22 protein-coding genes are annotated in these 21,644 nt (G+C 47.8%); all 22 read left to right on the plus strand.

Features of this window, described 5'->3' with window-relative positions:
• The first annotated feature begins 65 nt into the window (after positions 1 to 65).
• The 22 genes from BDD43_RS03590 (at position 66) to BDD43_RS03695 (ending at position 21,636) form a co-directional block, all read left to right on the plus strand.
• Positions 66 to 296, plus strand: a complete 231-nt coding sequence (locus tag BDD43_RS03590; protein ID WP_246001438.1) for a DUF4134 family protein — start codon at positions 66 to 68, stop codon at positions 294 to 296.
• 55 nt (positions 297 to 351) lie between these two features.
• Entirely contained in the window at positions 352 to 819 is a 468-nt protein-coding gene (locus BDD43_RS03595) for a hypothetical protein (protein ID WP_211339649.1), read from the plus strand.
• Positions 820 to 915: 96 nt separating this feature from the next.
• Positions 916 to 1,659: a hypothetical protein gene (locus BDD43_RS03600; RefSeq protein ID WP_246001440.1), complete on the plus strand. Its 744-nt coding sequence runs from the start codon at positions 916 to 918 to the stop codon at positions 1,657 to 1,659.
• A 15-nt stretch (positions 1,660 to 1,674) separates the two neighbouring features.
• Entirely contained in the window at positions 1,675 to 2,406 is a 732-nt protein-coding gene (locus BDD43_RS03605) for a hypothetical protein (RefSeq protein ID WP_246001441.1), read from the plus strand.
• Positions 2,407 to 2,727: 321 nt separating this feature from the next.
• Complete coding sequence (locus BDD43_RS03610) at positions 2,728 to 2,919, plus strand: hypothetical protein (protein WP_121196404.1); 192 nt, start codon at positions 2,728 to 2,730, stop codon at positions 2,917 to 2,919.
• Positions 2,920 to 3,032: 113 nt separating this feature from the next.
• Complete coding sequence (gene ltrA, locus BDD43_RS03615) at positions 3,033 to 4,754, plus strand: group II intron reverse transcriptase/maturase (RefSeq protein ID WP_246001443.1); 1,722 nt, start codon at positions 3,033 to 3,035, stop codon at positions 4,752 to 4,754.
• 109 nt (positions 4,755 to 4,863) lie between these two features.
• Entirely contained in the window at positions 4,864 to 5,322 is a 459-nt protein-coding gene (locus tag BDD43_RS03620; protein WP_317128743.1) for a hypothetical protein, read from the plus strand.
• Positions 5,323 to 5,388: 66 nt separating this feature from the next.
• On the plus strand, positions 5,389 to 6,003 hold the full coding sequence (gene traK, locus BDD43_RS03625; RefSeq protein WP_121196407.1) for a conjugative transposon protein TraK: 615 nt from the start codon (positions 5,389 to 5,391) through the stop codon (positions 6,001 to 6,003).
• Positions 5,981 to 6,406 carry a hypothetical protein gene (locus BDD43_RS03630; protein ID WP_008506559.1) on the plus strand — a complete coding sequence of 142 codons (426 nt, stop codon included), beginning with the start codon at positions 5,981 to 5,983 and terminating at the stop codon, positions 6,404 to 6,406. The genes traK and BDD43_RS03630 overlap by 23 nt, the downstream gene beginning before the upstream one ends.
• Positions 6,403 to 7,593, plus strand: a complete 1,191-nt coding sequence (gene traM, locus BDD43_RS03635) for a conjugative transposon protein TraM (protein WP_121196409.1) — start codon at positions 6,403 to 6,405, stop codon at positions 7,591 to 7,593. Before BDD43_RS03630 ends, traM begins: the two co-directional genes overlap by 4 nt.
• A 9-nt stretch (positions 7,594 to 7,602) precedes the next feature.
• Positions 7,603 to 8,454, plus strand: coding sequence for a conjugative transposon protein TraN (gene traN, locus BDD43_RS03640; RefSeq protein ID WP_121196410.1), 852 nt, complete (start codon positions 7,603 to 7,605; stop codon positions 8,452 to 8,454).
• Positions 8,455 to 8,465: 11 nt separating this feature from the next.
• Positions 8,466 to 8,852 carry a hypothetical protein gene (locus tag BDD43_RS03645; protein WP_008506562.1) on the plus strand — a complete coding sequence of 129 codons (387 nt, stop codon included), beginning with the start codon at positions 8,466 to 8,468 and terminating at the stop codon, positions 8,850 to 8,852.
• A 13-nt stretch (positions 8,853 to 8,865) separates the two neighbouring features.
• Positions 8,866 to 14,373, plus strand: coding sequence for a helicase-related protein (locus BDD43_RS03650; protein WP_246001445.1), 5,508 nt, complete (start codon positions 8,866 to 8,868; stop codon positions 14,371 to 14,373).
• A gap of 111 nt (positions 14,374 to 14,484) precedes the next feature.
• Positions 14,485 to 14,922, plus strand: coding sequence for an RsmD family RNA methyltransferase (locus BDD43_RS03655; protein WP_246001446.1), 438 nt, complete (start codon positions 14,485 to 14,487; stop codon positions 14,920 to 14,922).
• Positions 14,923 to 14,983: 61 nt separating this feature from the next.
• Positions 14,984 to 17,014, plus strand: coding sequence for a type IV secretion system DNA-binding domain-containing protein (locus BDD43_RS03660; protein ID WP_121196415.1), 2,031 nt, complete (start codon positions 14,984 to 14,986; stop codon positions 17,012 to 17,014).
• A 20-nt stretch (positions 17,015 to 17,034) separates the two neighbouring features.
• Entirely contained in the window at positions 17,035 to 17,475 is a 441-nt protein-coding gene (locus BDD43_RS03665; RefSeq protein ID WP_121196417.1) for a hypothetical protein, read from the plus strand.
• Positions 17,441 to 17,908 carry a hypothetical protein gene (locus tag BDD43_RS03670; RefSeq protein WP_147425564.1) on the plus strand — a complete coding sequence of 156 codons (468 nt, stop codon included), beginning with the start codon at positions 17,441 to 17,443 and terminating at the stop codon, positions 17,906 to 17,908. Before BDD43_RS03665 ends, BDD43_RS03670 begins: the two co-directional genes overlap by 35 nt.
• Before the next feature lie 56 nt (positions 17,909 to 17,964).
• Positions 17,965 to 18,426, plus strand: a complete 462-nt coding sequence (locus BDD43_RS03675; protein ID WP_246001448.1) for a M23 family metallopeptidase — start codon at positions 17,965 to 17,967, stop codon at positions 18,424 to 18,426.
• Positions 18,407 to 19,186, plus strand: coding sequence for a DUF4099 domain-containing protein (locus BDD43_RS03680; RefSeq protein ID WP_121196421.1), 780 nt, complete (start codon positions 18,407 to 18,409; stop codon positions 19,184 to 19,186). The genes BDD43_RS03675 and BDD43_RS03680 overlap by 20 nt, the downstream gene beginning before the upstream one ends.
• Positions 19,186 to 19,812 carry a hypothetical protein gene (locus BDD43_RS03685; RefSeq protein WP_121196423.1) on the plus strand — a complete coding sequence of 209 codons (627 nt, stop codon included), beginning with the start codon at positions 19,186 to 19,188 and terminating at the stop codon, positions 19,810 to 19,812. The genes BDD43_RS03680 and BDD43_RS03685 overlap by 1 nt, the downstream gene beginning before the upstream one ends.
• 6 nt (positions 19,813 to 19,818) lie before the next feature.
• Positions 19,819 to 20,271, plus strand: a complete 453-nt coding sequence (locus tag BDD43_RS03690; protein ID WP_121196424.1) for a PH domain-containing protein — start codon at positions 19,819 to 19,821, stop codon at positions 20,269 to 20,271.
• Between the two features lie 390 nt (positions 20,272 to 20,661).
• Positions 20,662 to 21,636: a restriction endonuclease gene (locus BDD43_RS03695; protein WP_121196426.1), complete on the plus strand. Its 975-nt coding sequence runs from the start codon at positions 20,662 to 20,664 to the stop codon at positions 21,634 to 21,636.
• Positions 21,637 to 21,644 lie beyond the last annotated feature (8 nt).

Raw genomic sequence — 21,644 nt, forward strand, 5'->3', positions numbered from 1 at the left:
CCCAACAGGTGGCCGCTTTTTTTATGCCCAATCCTCACCTCAAATTTTTAACAACCCAATTTTTTATGCTTAACAAAATCAAATCTGTATTGGCGACAGCTATCCTATTCGTCCTGGCATCGGTACAAGCCTTTGCCCAAAGCGGTGTAACCGGCCTGAACACAGCGACCTCAACCCTGCAAACCTACGTTGATCCCGTAACTAACATTTCCCTGGTCATCGGGGGAATAGTCGGGATCGTCGGCGCTATCCGCGTCTACTCCAAGTGGAAACAGCGCCGAAACCACCCATCATAAGTATCTCGGAAATATCAACAGCAATCTGAATACGGTCAACACCAATGTCAGTACCGTGGTCGCGGCACAAACCATCATTTATAACAGCCTGTCCAATGTAAACTCCGCACTAAAAGATGGCCTGGCTATTAAAAATATCACAGCTATGACCAGCGATATTATTTATTACCTGGGCAAGACGGCAGAAATAGCCAGGAATGATCCCGCCCTGCTCTTATTCGTTTCCCAATACCAGAATTACATAGGGCCGCATATCACCGCCCTTGTCAGTGATATTTCAGGCTTTGTACTCAAAGAGGGCGATAATATGCTGGCCGACTATAATGCCCGCGACCAATTGCTGCGCAAGATCATCCAGCAATTGCAGATCATCGACGGATTGGCTTATGGTGCCTGGAGCGCGATGCATTGGGCAGCCGAACGCGGCGTGCTGGCCTCCGCCAACCCTTTTGCCAAATGGATCAACAAAGACAAAAACTTTGCTGCCCAAATTATTTCCAACGCTAAGTTTTTGCGGCAATGAAAATTAATAACCCAGCAAAATTCTTGAATACCGATAAGAACGATTAACTCATTCAAAACAATGAAAAAACATGTAATGATCTTAGCTTTCAGCCTATTGCTTTCAGCTTCGTACGCACAGTCCGTCATCAAGGATGATGCCGTTGACAATCAAAGCCAGCGCATGGTTTTCCAGCAATGGGACCAAAATAAGTTCTACCCGAAGCCCGGATTCCTCAGTCTGAATCCATATTACTGGTTGGTCTGGGGATTATTCGACCCCAACTATCACAAGACTGATTTAAGGCCGCTGAGCGCTAGCGGCCCGCAAACGCTGCGCCTCGCTTTGATCAGTTCTATGAACACCATCGACGGCAACTACAAGCTCAATTCGGATACTGTCCGCAATACTGCCTTATCCCAGATCGCTAATACGACAGGGGTAGTTTCCAGTGCTGATCCTTTGTGGTTACTATATTATAACCAGCAGTTTCAGCCCTTGCTGAACTATTCGGCTGCCACTATCCTCAGCCCTTTACCCGCCCAGGTCAGCACAAAATTGGTTTCGGAAGGTACTTATGACTGGTACACCAATGAACTGGCTATGCTGAAGGAACGGGTGCAGGCCGCGCATAGCACGGACATGGACAGGGGTTCGCGCATCATGGCCTATTACCGGCTTTTGAAAGAGTACCGCGTATTGGCAGGAGTATGGGCTATCCGAACGTCAGCAGCACAAAAGGGCATTAACATGACCGTACAACAGCAGCAACTACATACCGGGCAGGCAACGATTCCCGGATGGACTCCGAATACCGATGTACAGATCGCCAATGGTGTTTTAGCCAGGCGGCAGTATTAACCTAATTAAAACCTGATGATGAATAAAAAACGATTGGCAGTGCTGGCGATATTATTATTGACCGGCACTTTTTGTTTTGCGCAAACCGCAACTGTGGATACCAGCGCCTATAAACAGTCCCTGCAATTCCTGCAAGGCGATGGTGTTTATGAAACCGGTGTGATGGCTTTTCTTACCGGCCTCAAAGATTCCATCTGGACACACTTTGATTTATTTATTACTGATGCTAAGGCATTGGCAGCCATTTTCATGATCATATTCTTTTCCATCAAAAGTTATGAAATGATGGTAGGCGACAAAAAAATGGAGATCATGCCGCTTTTGCGGCCTTTTGGTTTGGCTATGATCATTTTGTGGTGGGGCACATTCGTGAAGGTCGTCGAATATCCCACTAAAGTCATTGCCAGCACCACTTCAGAAATGTTTGAAAGTGAACAAAGCATCGTAGATGACCTGCGCTTTCAGCGGGCGAACCTGATGCTGGCGGTTGCCAATTCCCTGTATACCTTCCAGGCACAGACCGAAGTGGCTGAAAAGGAAAGCGATACCTGGTACGGGCAGGCGTGGGATTCCGTAACCAGCACGGTCAAGGAAGGAATTTCCACCGTTGTGCAACCCTTACTGGAATTAAAGAACCGGCTGACGGTCGGTCTGCAATTATTATTTACCCAACTATTGGAGATATTAGGTATCTGGATACTCCGGATTTCGGTATATATCATATGTGCGCCCGTCCAGGCTGTGTAATAAATATGTCTTTGGCAAGACATCAGGCAAGTATTCCAACTGCCTGTCATCATCCGACTTATCTGTTGAGAGAAATCGATCAGGGAGTGTAGCATGTCGGAAAAGTCATAAGTCAGGAAGTTATCATCCTGCGACTGAATGATGGAGATGAAAAGATAGATATAAGGATAAAGTCCGAATTGATTGAATAGTAATCCGAGCGGTCGTTGTAGAGCCTGTGGCGTAAGATAACTAAACTCGCCACATTACGGTACTTCTCTATTGAAGATGAGTAGGAGAAGCAGGAATAAACTGTAACGCAACCATAGTAAATGGTAAAGGATGGAAACCATATCCGACAATCTATCACGCCATAGTTATTACATAGCAAACGGGGATTACCTAAGTCGGAATGCCGCTGGCGCGGCTATAAAGCGCAGGCTTTTGAATATCCGATATGGTAACGGAGCTTCCGTAGTAGTCCGAGCAAGGGAAAGCCTTGTACATGGCGAAGGGAAGCAGTTAAAGGTTTAATACAATTAATGAACAATGTGTGAGACATTATGAGAAATTCATCGAAAGTATTAAACGGTCTATCGAAGCATGGACCGCAAGCGGACTATAGGTATGAAAGACTCTATAGGTTATTGTTTAACGAAGAAATGTTCTTCACTGCTTATCAACGCATTTATGCGAAAGAAGGCAACATGACGGAAGGTTCCGACGGAAAAACAATAGACGAAATGAGCCTTGACCGTATCAAGCAGTTAATTGAATTGCTAAGGACAGAAACCTATCAACCCCAACCTGCAAGACGGGTGTACATTCCGAAGAAAAACGGAAAAATGCGCCCTTTAGGTATTCCATCTTTTGACGACAAATTAGTGCAAGAGGTAGTGCGAACTATGTTAGAAGCTATTTATGAAGGACAGTTCTTGGACTGTTCACACGGCTTCAGACCTAAGCGTAGCTGCCACACGGCACTAACGAAGATTCAAAAGACATTTACCGGAGCGAAATGGTTCATCGAAGGAGATATTAAAGGCTTCTTCGATAATATCGACCACGAGGTTTTAATAAATATCCTCAAGGAACGAATTTCAGACGACCGTTTCCTACGATTAATAAGGAAATTCCTTAAAGCAGGTTATATCGAAGACTGGACGTTTCACAACACCTACAGCGGCACCCCGCAAGGTGGAATTGTCAGTCCAATTTTGGCAAACATCTATCTGGATAAATTAGACAGGTATGTTATGGAATATGTCAAAAGCTTTGACAGGGGCTTGATTAAAAGACGCCTTAGCTTTCAAAGGACACTTGATAGCAGAAAGCTTGTGGTAAAGCGAAAACTTAAAGTTGTAGAAGACGCTAATGAACGTCTTGAATTAGTTAAAAAAATCAAAGAGATTGATAAGCAAAAGATGTCTATCCCTGCTTGTGATGAAATGGATAGCGATTACCGAAGACTGAAATATGTAAGATATGCGGATGATTTTCTAATTGGTGTGATTGGAAGTAAAGAAGATAGTAAACGAATTAAAGAGGATATCAAAACCTTTCTTGAATCCAAACTAAAACTGGAACTATCCGAAGAAAAGACCCTAATTACGCATACGGAAAAACCCGCCAAATTTCTTGGGTATGAAGTAACGGTAAACAAATCTAATCTTGCAAAGCGAAACATTGATGGAGAATTGGTAAGGACATACAATAAAAAAGTATATCTAAGCCTTAACATGGACACCATTAAAAAGAAACTCTTCGACTTCGAAGTTCTGGAAATCAAACGGAACGAGGGAAAAGAAGTGTGGAAAGCAAGGGAAAGAAGCAAGAGCTTACACAATGATGATTTGGAAATCCTCCAAACTTATAATTATACCATAAGAGGATTTCATAACTACTTTGCTATTGCGAACAATAGCGCACTCCTAAGCCGTTTTAGGTACATAATGCAGTACAGTATGTACAAAACATTTGCTGCAAAATATCGCAGCAGCGTACCTGAAATAGCACGTAAATACGTAAAAAACGGAGTGTTTACAGTTCAATATGCCAATAAAAATGGCGATGTAAAAAGCCAATCATTCTACAACGAGAGTTTTAAAAGAAGAAATCCTGCAACAGATGTGCAATTAGACGCAAATCTCACTGTCTATCATTCCAAAAATAGTTTGATAGACAGGCTTAAAGCCGAAAAATGTGAAATATGCGGAGCAGAGGAAACATTGGAGATGCATCACGTCAGAAAACTCAAAGACCTAAAAGGCAAAACACATGTCGAAAAGGTTATGAGGGCGAGATACAGAAAGACCATTGCCCTTTGCAAAAGTTGTCATGTCAAAACACACGCAGGAACGATAGACTAACTCTTTAATGGAGAGCCGGATACGCTGAAAGGTGTAAGTCCGGTTCGGGGGCGAGCATTTGAAAACCTACCATAGCAATATGGCAAGGCGTTGGGTGCTTAGCCTACTTATGATCCAGATTATTTATTCCTCCATCCTGGTCATTCTCGGCCCTTTTGCCGTCGCAGCCAGTATTTTGCCCGCTTTTCGCGATAGCTTCAGCACCTGGATCGCACGGTTTATTTCGGTGAGCCTTTATTCCGGGATCGGATACCTAATCATGTACCTCTGCGGCCTGATGCAGGAATATGCTTTGCAATCCGAGATCAGCAAATACCAGGTATTAGTCGGCACTAATGGCACAGCGGCTGATATGGCAAAAATGGCCGTATTTGCGGGTAACGGCATCTTATCATTCGGAACAGTGATCGTGGTATTCCTGATCGGTGCCGTATGTATGTTTACCGTGCCAAGCATTTCGACGTGGATCATTTCTACTTCGGGTATCAGTTCCGCTACTTCCAGCTTTGGGCGCGGTGCCGCTACTGTTGCCGGGGTAGCCCGAAAGGCATCCGGCTCTTTCCTTTAAGCAGTCTCCCTTTTCATTCACCGGGCTGCCCTTAACCGGGGCGGCCTTTTTTATTCCCTCAATTTTATGATCGTCAAAAATATAGAAGCCAAAATACGGCTGGCTACTTACATCGCTTTCGGCAGCCTGCTCACTGCCTTGCTGATGGACGTTGCAGGTATGGCTTATGCCTACAAAATGGTCAGTAACGCCCAGCGCAGCATTTATATCCTGGATAAAAATATCCCCATCATGGCTACGCAGACCGATATAGCTATGAATCGTCCAGCGGAATACCGGGCAGACGTTGACCTTTTCCATTCGCTGTTCTTTTCCCTCACGCCTGATGACAAATACATCGAATACCAGATCAAAAAGGCGATGTACCTGATTGACGAATCAGGGATGCAGCAATACAACAACCTGCGCGAGAACGGCTATTTCAATTCTATTCTTTCTTCCAGTTCGGTACTCACGCTCCAAACCGATTCGGTGGTGCTGGACATGTCCGCCAGGCACTTCCGTTATTACGGCAAGCTGAAAATCGACCGGCGCAGTTCCACGGTCGTGCGCTCTCTCATTACCGAAGGGGGCTTAAAGGACATTCCGCGCAGCGACAATAATCCTCACGGCGTACTCATCACCAATTGGAAAACCATAGAAAACAAAGACCTGTCTGATGCTCAAAAAACTAACTTCTAACCGGGATCCCAAGGATACCCTGTTAAGCGAATTAAAAAAGGAGTTTGGCAGCTATTATACCAAGGCAGCAGGCAAAGGGCAGCATTTTGTTGACCGTTTTCCACGCTTTGTATTCAGCAGCATGATCGTATTGATGCTGGTTTCGGCTGGCTTGTCCTTTACCGTGTTCCGGAATAAAGAGCCGGTGATCAATAAAAAAGCCCCCGCAGCACAAAAAAGCAGCTCATTGACCACAGGGTTAGGCCAGTTACTGCAAACAGGCGAGTCGCTCCGCGAAACCATTGCCCTGAAACGGCAGGTGGATAGCCTGATCGCAAAAAAGACCCTGACCAACGCGGACAGCGCCGCGCTCGAAAAAGCGCTGGATAAGCTCCAACAATTAAACAAACAATTTAAGCCATGACCATCAATTTAAAACAACCCAAGTATGTTTTGCCCATGCTCGTGCTGCCATTCCTGCTTTTGTTCTTTGCCGTGTACCACAGCAGCGCGGGCAAAAAAAAGCCGGATGTCCAAAAAACAAATGCCATCAATGCATCCGTAGGCGACGTCGCGCCATCGATCAAAAAGAAGCGCCTGGACGGCAAACTGGACGCTTTTCGCAATACCTATAAAGACGCGGACGGATTGACCGCCGTTAACCCGATACCAACCGAACAATCGGGCGGCGCGGCTTATGGCAGTAAGTACAGCGACCGGGAAAAGAAAACGCTGGATTCGATCAGCCAGGCTATGAAGCAGAAATATGCGGCCTTAGCAGTGCAGGGCAAACGAAGCGCAAAACCACCCGGTGGGATTTCTACACAGGATCAGGCCTTAGCCAAGGCACTGAATACCTTGCAGCGGCAACGGGAAAGCGCTGCTTACCGCAACAAGGCCACACCGCCTCCAAAGGAAAAAGACCCGCTGGAAATATTTAAGCAGCAAATGGCCTATATGGACAGCGTCGGTAAGTTGAACGACCCGGCTTATAAAGCGGAAAGGCAGAAAAAGGAAGCGGAAACAAAGGCGAAGGCGGCGGCTAAACAGGCCATAGAAAATACACTGGCGGTCAGTAAGGCCGATTACGCCTCGTCCGATTTCAATACCGTGCTGCCGGAACAACACCCCGGATTGATGACGGCAGTGATCGACGAGAACGTGACCGGCTACGCCGGTTCCCGCATCCGGCTGCGTTTGCTCGAAGATATTAAGGCAGGTAACGCCCTGGTCAAAAAGGACACGTATATCTACGCGCTGATCAGCGGATTTTCCGGCCAGCGGGTAACGCTCACCATCAAATCCATCCTGTACAACGGTCAATTATTACCCGTTAAGCTGGATGTGTATGATATGGACGGACTATTGGGCCTTTATGTCCCCTCATCGCAATTCCGGGACTTCACCAAAGACCTCGGCACCAACAGCATACAAGGGGTGAGCATCGACGGCAATTCCCAGAACGGCAGCCAGTTCCTGATGAGTACCGCCGACAAGCTGTTTCAATCTACCTCTACCGCCATAGCATCGGCCATCCGCAAGAACAAGGCGAAGATCAAATACAATTCTTACATCTATTTAATTGACACCCACGCGCAAACCGCGCAATAACTCTTAACCATGAAAAAGCTGATCATTTTAACCGCTATCATTATAGCGGCACTGCAATCCCATGCCCAAAAAATAAATTTAGCCGATGGTGTCCGTAAGAGCGACCTGCCGGTCATTTACCTGCCGGACAGCCTTTCAGTGCATTTTATCTCACCGGAGCCGATACAGTACGTCGATATTTCCAGCAACAGCATCGCGGGTGACCTGCCAGTTAAAAATGTGCTGCGAATCAAATACCGCACAGATTCGGCGAAGCGCGTTTTTCCGCATGATGCGGTCGTCACCATCGTCGGCGAAAAGTTCATGGCACAATACCATGTCATTTATTCGGCAGAACCGCAGGGCGGCGCTGTTCAGACTGATATAGAGATCAATCCTGCCGATACGCGCCCGCTGGACTTTCCCGGTATAAGCCTCTCCCAACCGGAACTCAGAAAATATGCTTTCGGGATATTGAATAAAAAGCCGGAAAAACACCTGGCGCACAGTAAGGCCTACGGGATCAAAGCCAACCTGAACCATGCCTATACGCTCGGCGACTACATCTTTCTTGACCTGAGTTTTGAGAACAGTACGAACCTTAGCTATAGCATAGAGGGCATCCGCTTTAAGATCAATGATAAAAAGGTCAATAAGGCAACTACAGTGCAATCCCTGGAGATCAGGCCGGATTTTACCCTACTTACCGTTCCCGCCTTTAAAAGACATTACCGCAACGTCTTTGTGTTCAAAAAATTCACTTTCCCCGGCAACAAAGTGCTGCAAGCAGAAATGAGCGAACAGCAGCTTTCCGGCAGGGTGATCACGCTGGGCATCACCTACAAAGATGTGCTGGAAGCCGACACCATTCCCTTACCCTAATTTTTTAAGCCATGATCACAGAACTGGAAAAATTGCAGCGCAGGCTGGCCGGCCTCGACCCCAGCCTATACGTCCGTTTACAGGACGAGCGGCAAGTAACCGAATACCTGAACAGCTTTCTGCGGATACCGGAACCGGAAGAAGCTTTATGCAACGTGCTTTCAGGCTCCTGCTATGAATACCTCGACAGCCTGATGGAAGAAGAATTTGAAGAGGAATACCTGCGTTTCAGCAGTGCGGGTATCCTGACCTACGAGCTGATCAACCTGGTGCTGGTCTGCGCTCCGGTGTTCCAGGAGTACAGCTTTCCAGAAAACGAGGATGACCGGATGCTGCGCTACGCCATCATCGGCACCGTTGCGGAATACCTGAAAGGAGGAATGGAAAATGGCCTTTAATCCTTCAGAAAAAATGGCCGGGAATATCGAGGCCATCCGCATTGCCCTCACCTGGGACAAAAAGCGCGCATTCAGCGAACAAGAGTTGGATACCTTACGGGCGTATGCCGGTTTCGGCGGGTTACGGGCCGTCTACTTTCCTTATGGTGAACGCGAAGAATGGATAAAACGCAATGCCTCGGATAACGATTTGCGCCTTTACCCGCAGGTCATGAAACTGCACGAACTATTAAGGCAACACTTGTCCGAAGCCGAATATAAACAGGCGGTAGAGGCCATGCGTCAAAGTTCCCTGACAGCCTTTTATACCCCGGCCTTTGTACCGCAGGCGATTTACCAGGCATTAAAGTCACAGGGTATTGCACCCCGTAAATTATATGAGCCAAGCGCGGGCGCTGGTGTTTTTATAGACGAAGCCATTAAACTTTTGCCTGCCTTAACGCAGGTCAGCGCAGTAGAAAAGGATATATTGACCGGCAAAGTCCTGGAAGCGATAGCCAGCAGCCTGCCCGTTCCTGCGGCTGTGCAGATCAAAGGGCTGGAAGATACGTCCGCTGCCGAAAAAGGGCAGCATGACCTGGTAACAAGTAATATCCCGTTCGGTAATTTCTCGGTATTTGACCCGGCATACGCCAATAGCGGCATCACTTCCAAAATTCATAATTACTTTTTTGCCAAAGGACTGGATAAGCTGGGTGATGGCGGTATTATGGCCTACCTGACCACCGATGCTTTTTTAAATAACCCATCGAATGAATTGGCACGGAAACATCTGTTTACCTCTGCCGACCTGATCAGCGTATCGGTATTGCCGGATAACCTGATGAAAGAGATCGCCAATACAGAAGCACCCAGCCATTTGCTGATCGTTCAGAAAAACGACCATAAGGAAAGTTTTTCCAAAGCCGAAGAATTGCTGTTGACAACGATGGATCTGCGTAATGAACACGGTGAGTTCACCATGAATGCTTACCTCGTAGGCCGCATGGAATTGCTGTTGGGCGACGAAGTAGGTGCAGGCAGGGATCAGTACGGCAACGCTTCGCAAATGCTTTGGCAGAACTGCAGCTTAGACGACTTGCTGCAACCTTTACAGGAGCAGATCAGTACCGGTTTACAGCAGCATTTTGACCATGCCAAATGGGAGGCACTGCAACAAGGTTGGCAAAAGCCGGAAACACCGGCTCAGGATTTATCCACCTCCGAAACGGACAAGGCAAAGCAGTTTACCTTTCTGCCCGTACCTCAGGATAAAGGCGGTATCATGACCGTGCAACTGGGCCTGTTTGACCAGGCCCCGGCACAGAACAACAACCGGGCGCAGGCTTATTTATCGGATGTTGACGCTGGAATGGTGGAGGCTTATACCGCCCGTCTGATCAGTACGATCAAAACGACTGACCGGCCCGACCATGAAAGCCTGGTGATGATCACGGCCAAAGCGAAGGCCAATAACCGCTACCTGTATAAATTATACAGTAACGTGGCCGAGATCAAATTTCCTGCTAAGTGGTTTAACGGGAACGCCCTGAGTTATGAACTCAAAGCCCTGGCCGCCAAACTTAAATATTTCGGGCATGATTACCGCTACGAGGGCGACAAGAGCCTGGAATCCGCTTTTACCCTCGGGGCCGACCGGGTGCAACCTTTTACGCATATCAAGCCTTTTTATGTTAAGGACACCTTAGTAGTGCATTTGGGTAAGGCGGGCCTGATCGACACACCAAACCGGGACAGGGCTGATTTTAAACCATTCGAAGAGCAAAAACACACGGAGTTTTACGGGATGTATGTGCGCCTGCGCGACAACTACCTTGCATTGTCCGCCCTCGAAAGCGAAACATTGCAGGAGCAGCCTGTCCAGCGGGAACATCTGAACCAGGCTTATGAAGAGTTGCACGGCAGGTTCGGGGAACTGAATAAAACGAATAATCGCGCACGCGTTTTAGCGGATGCAGCCTTCGGCTTCTTGTTGCTGTCCTCTTTGGAGCGCAAGGAAAACGAGCAATGGATCAAAGCAGACATTTTTAACGGGCCGGTGTTCCCTCAGCAAACCGAACTGAAAACCGATGACCCTGCCGAGGCCCTGGCACGTTGCCTGAATGACAAAGGCGGGGTTGACTTGTTATATATCATGCAGGCTACCGGCCTCGGTGAAAGCGAGGTGATACGCGGGCTGAACCAGCATATCCTGCTTAACCCGGCTACGCTGCAATGGGAAACCACCGATGCCTACCTGTCCGGCAACGTGGTAGAAAAATTAAGGGTAGCTGAAGCCATTGTCAAAGAAAACCCTGACGACCTGCAATTGGCGCGCAGCCTGGCGAACATCACCAGGGTACAGCCGGAACCTATCCCTTTTGAGCTGCTTGATTTTAACCTCGGTGAACGGTGGATACCCATCGATTATTACGAGCGTTTTGCCTCTGACCTGTTCGGCTCTAAAACGCAGATCGAATATTTTAATTCTCTGGACACCTTTAAGGTAAACTACCGCTATGCGACGGCGGCCATGTTAGCAGAATATACTATTGCCCCGAAGCTGGGTAATAAAATGTACCCGAACAGCCTGCTTGAACATGCGCTGGAAAACACCTCGCCCTATTTCTCTTACAAGATCGGTGACGGCGAGGATGCCGTCCGCGTGCCCGATAACGATGCGATCCAACTGGCGCACCAAAAAGTAGAGAGTATGCGCGCCCGCTTCCTGGAATGGCTGAAAGAACGACCGGACAGTGAAAAACAGCAACTGGAAAAACTGTACAACGACACTTTTAATTGTTTTGTGCTGCGTGAATATGACGGCAGTCATTTAAAATTCCCCGGCCTGGATAAAAAAGCCCTGGGGATCGACGATTTATACAGCTCACAGAAAAATGCCGCCTGGCGCACCATTCAAAAAAGGGGGGCTTTGATTGACCATGAAGTAGGCTTAGGCAAAACGCTCACCATGATCGTCGCCGCGCAGGAAATGAAACGGCTGGGTATCGTTCATAAGCCGGTTATCTTAGCCTTAAAAGCCAACGTTACGCAGATTGCCGATACCTACCGCAAGGCGTACCCAAATGCAAAAATACTGGCACCGGGCGAAAATGATTTTACGCCTGCTAAACGCCAGCAGCTTTTCCACCAGATCAAGAATAATAATTGGGACTGTATTATCCTGACCCATGACCAGTTCTTTAAAATACCGCAATCACCCGAAATACAAAGGGATATTTTTCAGGCCGAACTGGATAACATTGAGATGGACCTGGATACACTGGCAGACCTGGGCGGCGAGATCAGCCGCCGGATGCTCAAAGGGTTGGAGATCCGGCGGAATAACCTGCAAACCAAGCTGAACGGTGTCCTTTATGCCATTGAGAACCAAAAGGACGCGGGCATCCACTTTCAAAGTATGCACATCGATCATTTATTTATCGACGAGGCGCATAAATTCAAAAACCTGTTGTTTAGTACGCGCCATAACCGCGTGGCGGGTCTGGGCAATCCCGAAGGCAGTCAGCGGGCGTTGAACATGCTGTTTGCCATCCGCACTTTGCAGCAAAAATTTAACAGCGACCTGTGTGCTACGTTCTTATCCGGCACACCTATTTCCAATAGCCTGACCGAAATGTATTTGATCTTTAAATACCTGCGGCCCAAAGAAATGGAACGGCAGCGCATCGAGAACTTTGATGCCTGGGCTGCGGTCTACGCGCGAAAAACCACCGATTTCGAGTTTTCCGTAACCAACCAGATCGTGGCTAAGGAGCGCTTCCGTCATTTTATCAAGGTACCGGAGCTGGCCCTGTTTTATAACGAGATCACCGATTATAAAACGGCAAAGCATATCCAGTTGGACAAACCGGAACTGGAAGAAACGCTGGTCAACATTAAGCCTACACCTGACCAGGAAAACTTTATTGCCGCCCTGATGAAATTTGCGGAAACGGGTGATGCCACGCTGATAGGCCGTGCGCCGTTGACCAATGAGGAAGATAACGCGCGGATGCTGATCGCTACCAACTACGCTAAGAAAATGTCGGCGGATATGCGACTGATCGATCCGGATTATGAAGACCACCCGGACAACAAGGTGAACGTATGCGCCCGCAAGGTACAGGAGATCTACCATGAAAGTACGCCGCACCGGGGTACGCAGATCATCTTCTCAGACATTGGCACACCGAAGCCGGATGCGTTCAATATCTATGATGCGCTGCGCGACAAGCTGGTCAATGATTTTAATATCCCGCGTGACGAGATCACCTTTATCCATGACTGGACGGACAAGCAGAAACCGGAGTTGTTTAAAAAGATGAACAACGGCCAAATCCGTATCCTGATCGGCAGTACCGAGAAAGCCGGAACTGGCCTGAACGTACAAAAGCGCGTCGTTGCGATGCACCACTGTGATATACCCTGGAAACCGGCAGAGCTGGAACAACGGGATGGCCGCGGGGCCAGGCAGGGCAACTGGCTCGCGAAAACTCATTATGGCAATAAGGTGCGCAATTTCATCTACGCGGTCGAGCAATCGCTGGACAACTATAAGTTCAACCTGCTCAAAAACAAGCAAACCTTTATTTCTCAGATGAAAAACTGCGAGCTAAATGTGCGCACACTCGACGAGGGTGCAATGGACGAAAAAAGCGGCATGAACTTTTCGGAATATATCGCCATCCTTTCCGGCGATACTTCGCTGCTGGAAAAAACGAAGATCGAAAAGCAGGTCGCGGTTTTGGAAAGCTGGAAGTCCACACACTTCAAAGAGGTGGCCAATGGCCGGTACAAGCTGGAATCGCTGGAAAAAGAACAGGCCAAAATTAGTGTCACCCTTGAAAAGCTGGTTATTGATGCCGCATCTTATAGCGGGGTTTTACAACACGACAAAGACGGCGTTAAGCTGAACCTGTTGCAACTCTCGGGCCTGGCTTCCGCTGCTGATGCGGAGGCAATGGGCAAACACCTCATTGAACTCTACCGTAAATGGGAACCTAAACGCGACGAACCGGATAACCGGCAGATCGGTAGCCTATATGGTTTTGACCTGTACATCCGGCGGGAACGCGAGACTTTTGAAATGGACGGCCTTTTTCAGTCGAGGAACTTTAACAGCCTATATGCAGAAAGTCCGCAGACGGGTATCAAATACATGCAAAGTAACGGCGCACCGAACGCGGACAATCCCAAACTGACGGCGCGGTATTTCCTGAATGCGATTGACCGGGTAAATTCCTTAAAAGAGAAATACCAGGGCGATCTCAGTGGAATTGAAAAAGAAATCCCCCTATACCGCGCCATCACGCAAAAGCCATTTGAAAAGGAGCAGGAACTGCTGGAAATGAAGCTGGAGCTGGGCCGTCTTGAAAAAGAGATCTCCGCCAAAATCCAGGCGAACCAGATGAAAGGCAGCGAGGTTACCATCGAACTAACGGACGAGGCTATCCAACCCGATGACAATATCCGTTCCATCCGTCCCGCGGAGGATGACGACGACGAAACGGAATACCGAAGCACCGGTATTGGCCGGTAAGCCACTGCAACACATTCACCCTTATAAAACAGCAATCCAATGATCCATTTCGAGCATATCCGGTGCCCGCTGCATCGCTATACGTTTACAGTCGGGCCAATACGCCGTTGGGTGGAAAAGGAATGCGAAGGGAAAGTGCTGAACCTGTTTTGCGGCCCCACCCGTTTGGCCCTCAATGAAATTCGGAACGACCTCAACCCGGACATGCCAGCCGATCACCACCTCGACGCGCTCGAATTTCTGCGCACCTGGAACGGAGAAAGATTTAATACCATTCTGCTTGACCCGCCGTATGCCTACCGTAAAAGCATGACCATGTACCAGGGCATGGTATGCAGTCCGTTCAGGCAGCTTAAAGATGCTATTCCAGGTTGTCTGTATCCGGATGGGTTGGTGATCACCTTCGGATACCATTCGGTGGTCATGGGCAGAAACCGCCAGTTTGAACTGGAAAAGATCGCTTTGTTCAGTCATGGCGGCGCGATTCATGATACCATCGCCAGTATTGAGCGGTATGTTCCGGCGCAGTTAAAACTATCTCTTACTTAACCAACAAATTATGGAAGAACGGCGAAGCCCTCCCTCCATACCTTAAAAATCAATCAACATTATGGAGGAAACCCATGAGCAACATAAGCTGCATGGCTTTATGCAGTGCGCTATTTATTTTTCTATAGCACTCGAAGCCAGCTTGTTTATTTATCTGAAAGCCCCGTTTTGGGGCTTTTTTGCTAAAGCGTTAATCAAGATCAGCCATATCGCGATCTATCATGAATTGGTTTACAGCAAGCTGTCCACGCTGCTACTGATCTGCCTGGTCAGTATTGGCACACTGGCCAAAAAGGAAACCGACCTTGACCCCAAAAAGCACATCGTTTATCCCTTAACTGCCGGGCTGCTTTTATTCTTCGGCAGCCTGCTGTTATACAATCGTCCGTCCGCGCTGGCCTTTGCCTATACCAGCTGGTGCAATCTCTTTTATATGGTTTGTTCATTTGCAGGGGCATTGGTGACCAGCCTGGCGATGGACAATGTTTCCAAACTCATCCGTTCCGGTTTGGGCAAGGATGTGTGGAACGTCGAAGGTGAAAGCTTTATGCAGCCGACCGTTCCGGTGAATACGCGCTATTCGGTCAATATCCCAATGCAGTTCTACTTTAAAGGTAAGGTCAGGGACGGCTGGATCAATATTGTCAACCCCTTCCGTGGAACACTGCTGATCGGCACGCCCGGTTCCGGGAAGTCTTACGGCATCGTTAATTCGTTTATCCGGCAGATGATTGCTAAGGAGTTTTCGGCGGCCATCTACGATTTCAAGCACCCAGATCTCGGAAAGATCGCTTATTACCAATACCTCTTGGCCAAACAGCAAGGCAAATGTAAAAAGCACAGTTTCCACGTCATTAATCTGACTGACGTGGAGCGAAGCCGAAGGGTGAACCCCTGGCGCAGCGAGTACCTGCGGACACTGGCAGATGCTTCAGAAAGTGCAGAAGGTTTGGTCGAAGCGATGAAGAAGGGTGACCGGAGCAGCGGCAGTGACCAGTTCTTCACACAATCTGCCATTAACTTCTTATCTGCCTGCGTTTATTTCTTCAGCAAGTACAACGGAGGAAAATATTCCAGCTACCCGCATGTACTGGCTTTTCTGAACCGCTCTTACGATGAGATTTTTACCACGCTGTTTACTGAACCGGAACTGACCTCGTTATTGTCGCCCTTCCGCAGTGCCTACCAGATGCGGGCCTTTGATCAATTGGAAGGCCAGGTCGGCACCCTGAAGATATTTATCAGCCGTCTGGCGACTAAAGAAACCTTTTGGGTGTTCTCCGGCGATGACTTTAACCTGAAAATATCGGACAAGGAAAATCCGGGCATCCTGGTTTTAGCCAATGATCCGGCCACGCAGAGCATTAACTCAGCCTGCTACTCGGTCATCATGAACCGCGTCACCCAGGTCATTAATTCCAAAGGGAATAACCCGGTCGGACTGCTCATTGATGAAGCGCCAACGTTGTATACGCACAAGATCGAGAACCTGATCTCACAGGCAAGGAGCAATCTTTCAGCGGTATTATTAGGCTTGCAGGAATTGCCGCAGCTTAACCAACAATACGGTAAAGATACCGCAGCCACCATCACCTCGGTAGTTGGCAACCTATTGTCCGGTTCAGTGCGCAACAAGGAAACGTTGGAGTGGCTGGAAAGGTTATTGGGCAAAAATAAGCAGATCGGCGAAGGATTGTCCATCGACCGCAACAAGACCAGCACCTCGCTGAACGAGAAGCTGGAATCCCTGATACCTGCCGGTAAGATCGCTTCGCTGAATACAGGGGAAATGGTGGGGCTGATCGCCGCTGACGTACAGGAGATCTTTACCGGAAGGTTTGAAACCTCTGCCATCAATTGCCGGGTAAACCTGGACCGCAGGGAGATCGAAGCTGAAGAAGCCAACTACAAAGACCTGCCTGTGTACTATGACTTCGCTGGCAAAAAGGACGAAATCCTTTTACAGAACTTCTTTAAGATCAACCGGGAGGTCGAGGAAATTATAAAGCAGTTCAAACCTGCCGTGCCACCACCGGTGCCGCCCGCCAACAAAGGCAGCATGAACATAACCTACAAGAAAAAGAATCATTAACCCTTTAAATCCTTTTTGATATGACAGACGAATTATACGGCACCTATGCCCAGGTGCATCCCAGATTATTAGAAGACCCGGCGGAACGCCAGGGGCAGATCGGCATGTTCACATACGCCGAAGCCGGTAAAGATGATTTTTACCTCAGTTTCCCGGACGGAAAACAGGGACGGTACAGCAGCAATGAATTGCTCGTACTGCGAAAAGGCAATGATACTTACCGGGATGTGGTTTCCCAAGTTTCGGAACTGACCACGCCAGACTTTCGCATTTTGTTACAGGTGAGCCTTAAACAGCAATCCATCTATCCCTTGGATCATAAAACTGCCTTAGAACTGGCAACGACCAATGAAACGACTGCGAAATTCAGCCTGATCGCTCTCAGCGACAAATTGGGCATTCAGCAAGATCAGCAAATTGAACAGGATGATCTACACCAGGGCCATCGTCGTGGCCGCTAAATGTAATATGATGGAACAACTAAATAACAAAGGGGTGATAGTCCATCCCTTATTGACCCATGATCCGCAGCGGATGCAGGGCCAGATCGGGATTATCAGCAATATTGTTCATGAAAATGATGAGGTCTATGTCGAATTTCCTTATAACAAAACCGGTATTTACAGTAGGGACGCGGTGCTAACCTTATTGCCAAAGGAGATGCTACTGGCTCATATCCATGATAAACTGGAAGAACTCGAACCCAAGGACGCGCGTATCCTGTTGGATATTTACCGGTTGCAACGGAACGGACAGCCCGCAGCTATCGAGGAAGCATTGCGCTGGGCCATTGGCTATGATACCATAGGGCGGGATGCCCTCGTGACCGTAAAAGACTATATCGACAGGGGCCTGTCTGAGGATATAGCTCAACATCATTCCATAGGCCGGTGATAGCCCGGCTATTGGCCGCTTGGTTAACGATAGGGTGCTTACTGCCGGGGATCAATATGGCTGCCGCCCATGATAGCAGCCGTATTGTATCCGCGCTGCCTTTACGGTCATTACAGGTTACATCCGGCTTTGGCTACCGCATCCACCCGGTAACCGGCTTAAAACAGTTTCATAACGGCGTAGATCTTCGGGCGCACCAGGACACAGTTTTTGCCGTGATGGACGGCATGGTCGTTCAATCCGGTTATGACCGCTTATTGGGGTTCTACATCAAGGTCGCCCATGCCATGCATTTAATCAGCATTTACGGACATTTATCCGTTCCCTGGGTGTTTTCCGGTGAAACGGTCACAATGGGCCAAACTCTCGGCCTGACGGGGTGCAGTGGCCGAACGACCGGCGAACATCTGCACTTCAGCATTCTTTACAGCGGGCGATATATCGACCCGCTTCAATTCCTTTCCAAAATTTTAATAACACCACAATCAAAAATCCAATATGATACAGCAAATTTTTAACGAAGATGAGCTGCCTATGGCAGACCTCGAAAAGATCGGGCTGGCCAGGGGAGGCCGCCTGTTACTGGAAACTGAAGACCTGCAAGCATTGGTATCGGGCAGGAGAACCAATATGCTGCGATTGAAAAGCCTTTCCGGCGATGGACTGCAAATCCCTGAACTGGATGCCAAACTCTCCTTAAAACCCAATGAAAGCGGTAACCTTGATCTGCTGGTGCATCCCATTTACCGGGAACCTCAATTCCCGGATTTTTTGACGGATACGGAGGCCGAAGAACTTGAAAGAGGCCAGGCAGTGAGTATCTGGAAACTGGTCAAGGACGAAAATAACCAGACCAGGGATATACTGATCGAGTTTGACCAGGAGACCAAAGAATTTATCATCACCGACACCGAGAAAATCCTGATACCTGACCTGGTTAACAATGAGTACTTAACCCCTGAGCAAAAAGAGCGGTACCGTAAAGGCAAGGAAGTTGAAATATCAGATGGTACAAAACTTCAATTTTCCGGTACGGAAAGGCAAGGTGTCCGCTCTAACCGGTTGGCATTAGTCGCCTCGATCATTGTTGACGGCGGTGTGTCTTATATGCTTTACCAAGGGTTGAATGCGCTGTTTGGCAAGAAACGTGACGAAAAGGAATCTGAGCAGTTCAGCGTAGGGTATGAGCAGGCCTTGCGGGATATGGAGGCTAACAAAAATGCACTGGCGCAATACGAAAGCAATAGCCGCGATAACTTACGGAAGTTCAGCCGCTGATGCACCCTTATTTTACCAGGCTCGGTATTTCGGCTGAAATACAGTCGTTCTTTCAAGAATCCTGTAGGGTCGATGCCAGAGGTAACCTGCTGTTCTCTTATGGCGATGGCACTGAAACATACGGCCTTGCTTTCCATCGTGTTCCGGCCTCAGGCGGTATATGGTTAGCGGGAAACAGCGATTACAATTTGATCAGGCAGGTTTTTGTCTGCCGCTCGGCGATGGATGCCATAGCCTTCCTCAGCCTTAACTACAAGGCATTTCCTGATTTTGATCAATTGTTTTTCGTGGCTACAGGTTTACGTCCCTGCCGGGCGCAACTCGATTGGATCGTTGCCAACTTTCCACACCGCAATATCGGCCTGTTGTTCGGCAATGATCTGTTGGACAAGATCACCGACCTGAAAGTAGCGGCAGGATTGCACAGCTTATTCTTATCTGTTACCCTTGCTGGTGACACAGTAAACGTTAGGTTCCTCTACCGCGATTACAGTTTTACAGCCGATAAATTCTCTTTAAATCAATTTGAAAAACAGTCCGGCCAGCGTTTTCGCCGCCGGACTTTTAAACCCAGGCGCGCCGTTTCCTGGGCAAATCAATTATTTCAAAAACTTGCTAAAAAATAAAAAGTCATGGAAACATTAACATTCCGGCCACATCCGTTTTATGCATTAGCTAAAACTGCGCCTGTCCTGGTGATTGCTGCATTGGTTAGCATATTGGGCTATTATATACATCCGTTGTTCATCTTACCAGGTATTGGGACTTGCTTATATGGATGGTACAGGTACTTCTATATTTGTGCGATTAAATACGTATTGGATGCCCATGCGCTGCAAACAAGTTGTGGTTTATTCAGTAAGCGGATTGATAGCTTAGCGTTGTTCCGTGTCAAGGATTATGTGATTACCCAATCGCTTCTGATGCGTATTGCAGGATTAATGAATATGACGTTGATCAGTACGGATGTGACCAATAATACGCTTACGATGTACGGCATAGCCTATCATCCGGAATTGGTTGATCAGCTTGGCGAGGCGGTACGGGCCGCAAGGCAAAACAATAAAATTTTAGAATTGGGCTAAGGACGGTTATGATCTGCGGCGTTGTATCTGCATATATGGCTGACGAAGATTTAAATCTTTGCAAAAAAAGTATCAGAGAGCACCTCGCGTTTAAATTTCAGCGCTTTTCCGATTATTCATGTGGGTTGGAGTTTACCTGCAGGGGGCTAATTGTACTTCTCTTCGCGAACCTGATACTGGTGGTGTTTTCCATCGATAATGTTCAGTTATCCTTTGTTGATATCACCCTCGCTAATAGCCGAATATAAATTATTGAAAATGGTCATGCTCTACGGCTAGTTTAAACGTTTTGACAATGGCATGTGGTAAGTTTCAATTCTAGATCTTTCGACATATCGTAAAGGTAGAATATCGGATTTTTAAAATAATTTTAACTATCAAATTCTCAGCATGGGCGCAATTGTATGTACAGTCAAGAATTTCTTGGATACCATTATCGATATTGTCGGCATCAAATCGGGTATCCTGCTGTCCCGAATGACAGTGATCGATATCCTAAAAGGCCGCGATCCCGATTTTGATTTGCTGGAGGAGGAATTTGACCAGGGTATACGTATCAGGAGTGAAACCTATGAGGATCATATTCGCTATGTACGGGTCAAGATCGGAAACCTGAAACCGGAAATGCAGCATCCTTTTCTTTGGGCTGACCGGCTAGTGGAGCTGGATAGAGAAGGCCATCAGGCCTTCCCGGTATTAAAAGCTTTTTCTGAATCTACTCGCAAATATCCGGGGCAAAAGATTGACCCTAACGATATCATCCGTGACATTCTGGAAATGCTCCCTGGTACGCCGTTAGAACTCGTTATTGGGGTAATACAAATATGGGTAGACCATCAACAGCAAAGTCATCATATATCCCGGCCGGAAGAAGAAGAATGGGACGGCGGTACCCCACTGGAACAGCTGTTTAATTGTGAAATTAAATCAGCAGAAAATTTCATGGATCAAAAATTCCTTGATTATATCGCTGCAAACGCCGACGAGTTGCAAAAGATGCATTGGCGAAATTTTGAACGATTCTGCGCTGAATTCTTTAACCGGCTAGGTTATCAAATTCAACTTGGTCCAGGAGGAAGTGACGGCGGTATTGATATTCGCGCGTTTGATCCCAACGATAATAGCAAACCCTTGATTATTATCCAATGCAAGCGTTATAAAGAAGGCCACCAAGTAGGAATTGAAACGGTAAAAGCATTTTATACCGATGTGGAATTTGAGCAGGCACAACTGGGGATGATCGTTACGACCTCTGAGATCGCACCCGGTGGTAAAAAAGTATGCGAAGCCCGGAAGTACCCGCTTACCTTCGCTGAACTGGAAGAAGTTAAACAATGGGCAAAAACGATGAGCAAAAATGCCTGATCGGCGCG

Origin of the sequence: Mucilaginibacter gracilis, assembly GCF_003633615.1 — a bacterium.
In the GTDB taxonomy this organism is placed as follows: Bacteria; Bacteroidota; Bacteroidia; order Sphingobacteriales; family Sphingobacteriaceae; genus Mucilaginibacter; species Mucilaginibacter gracilis.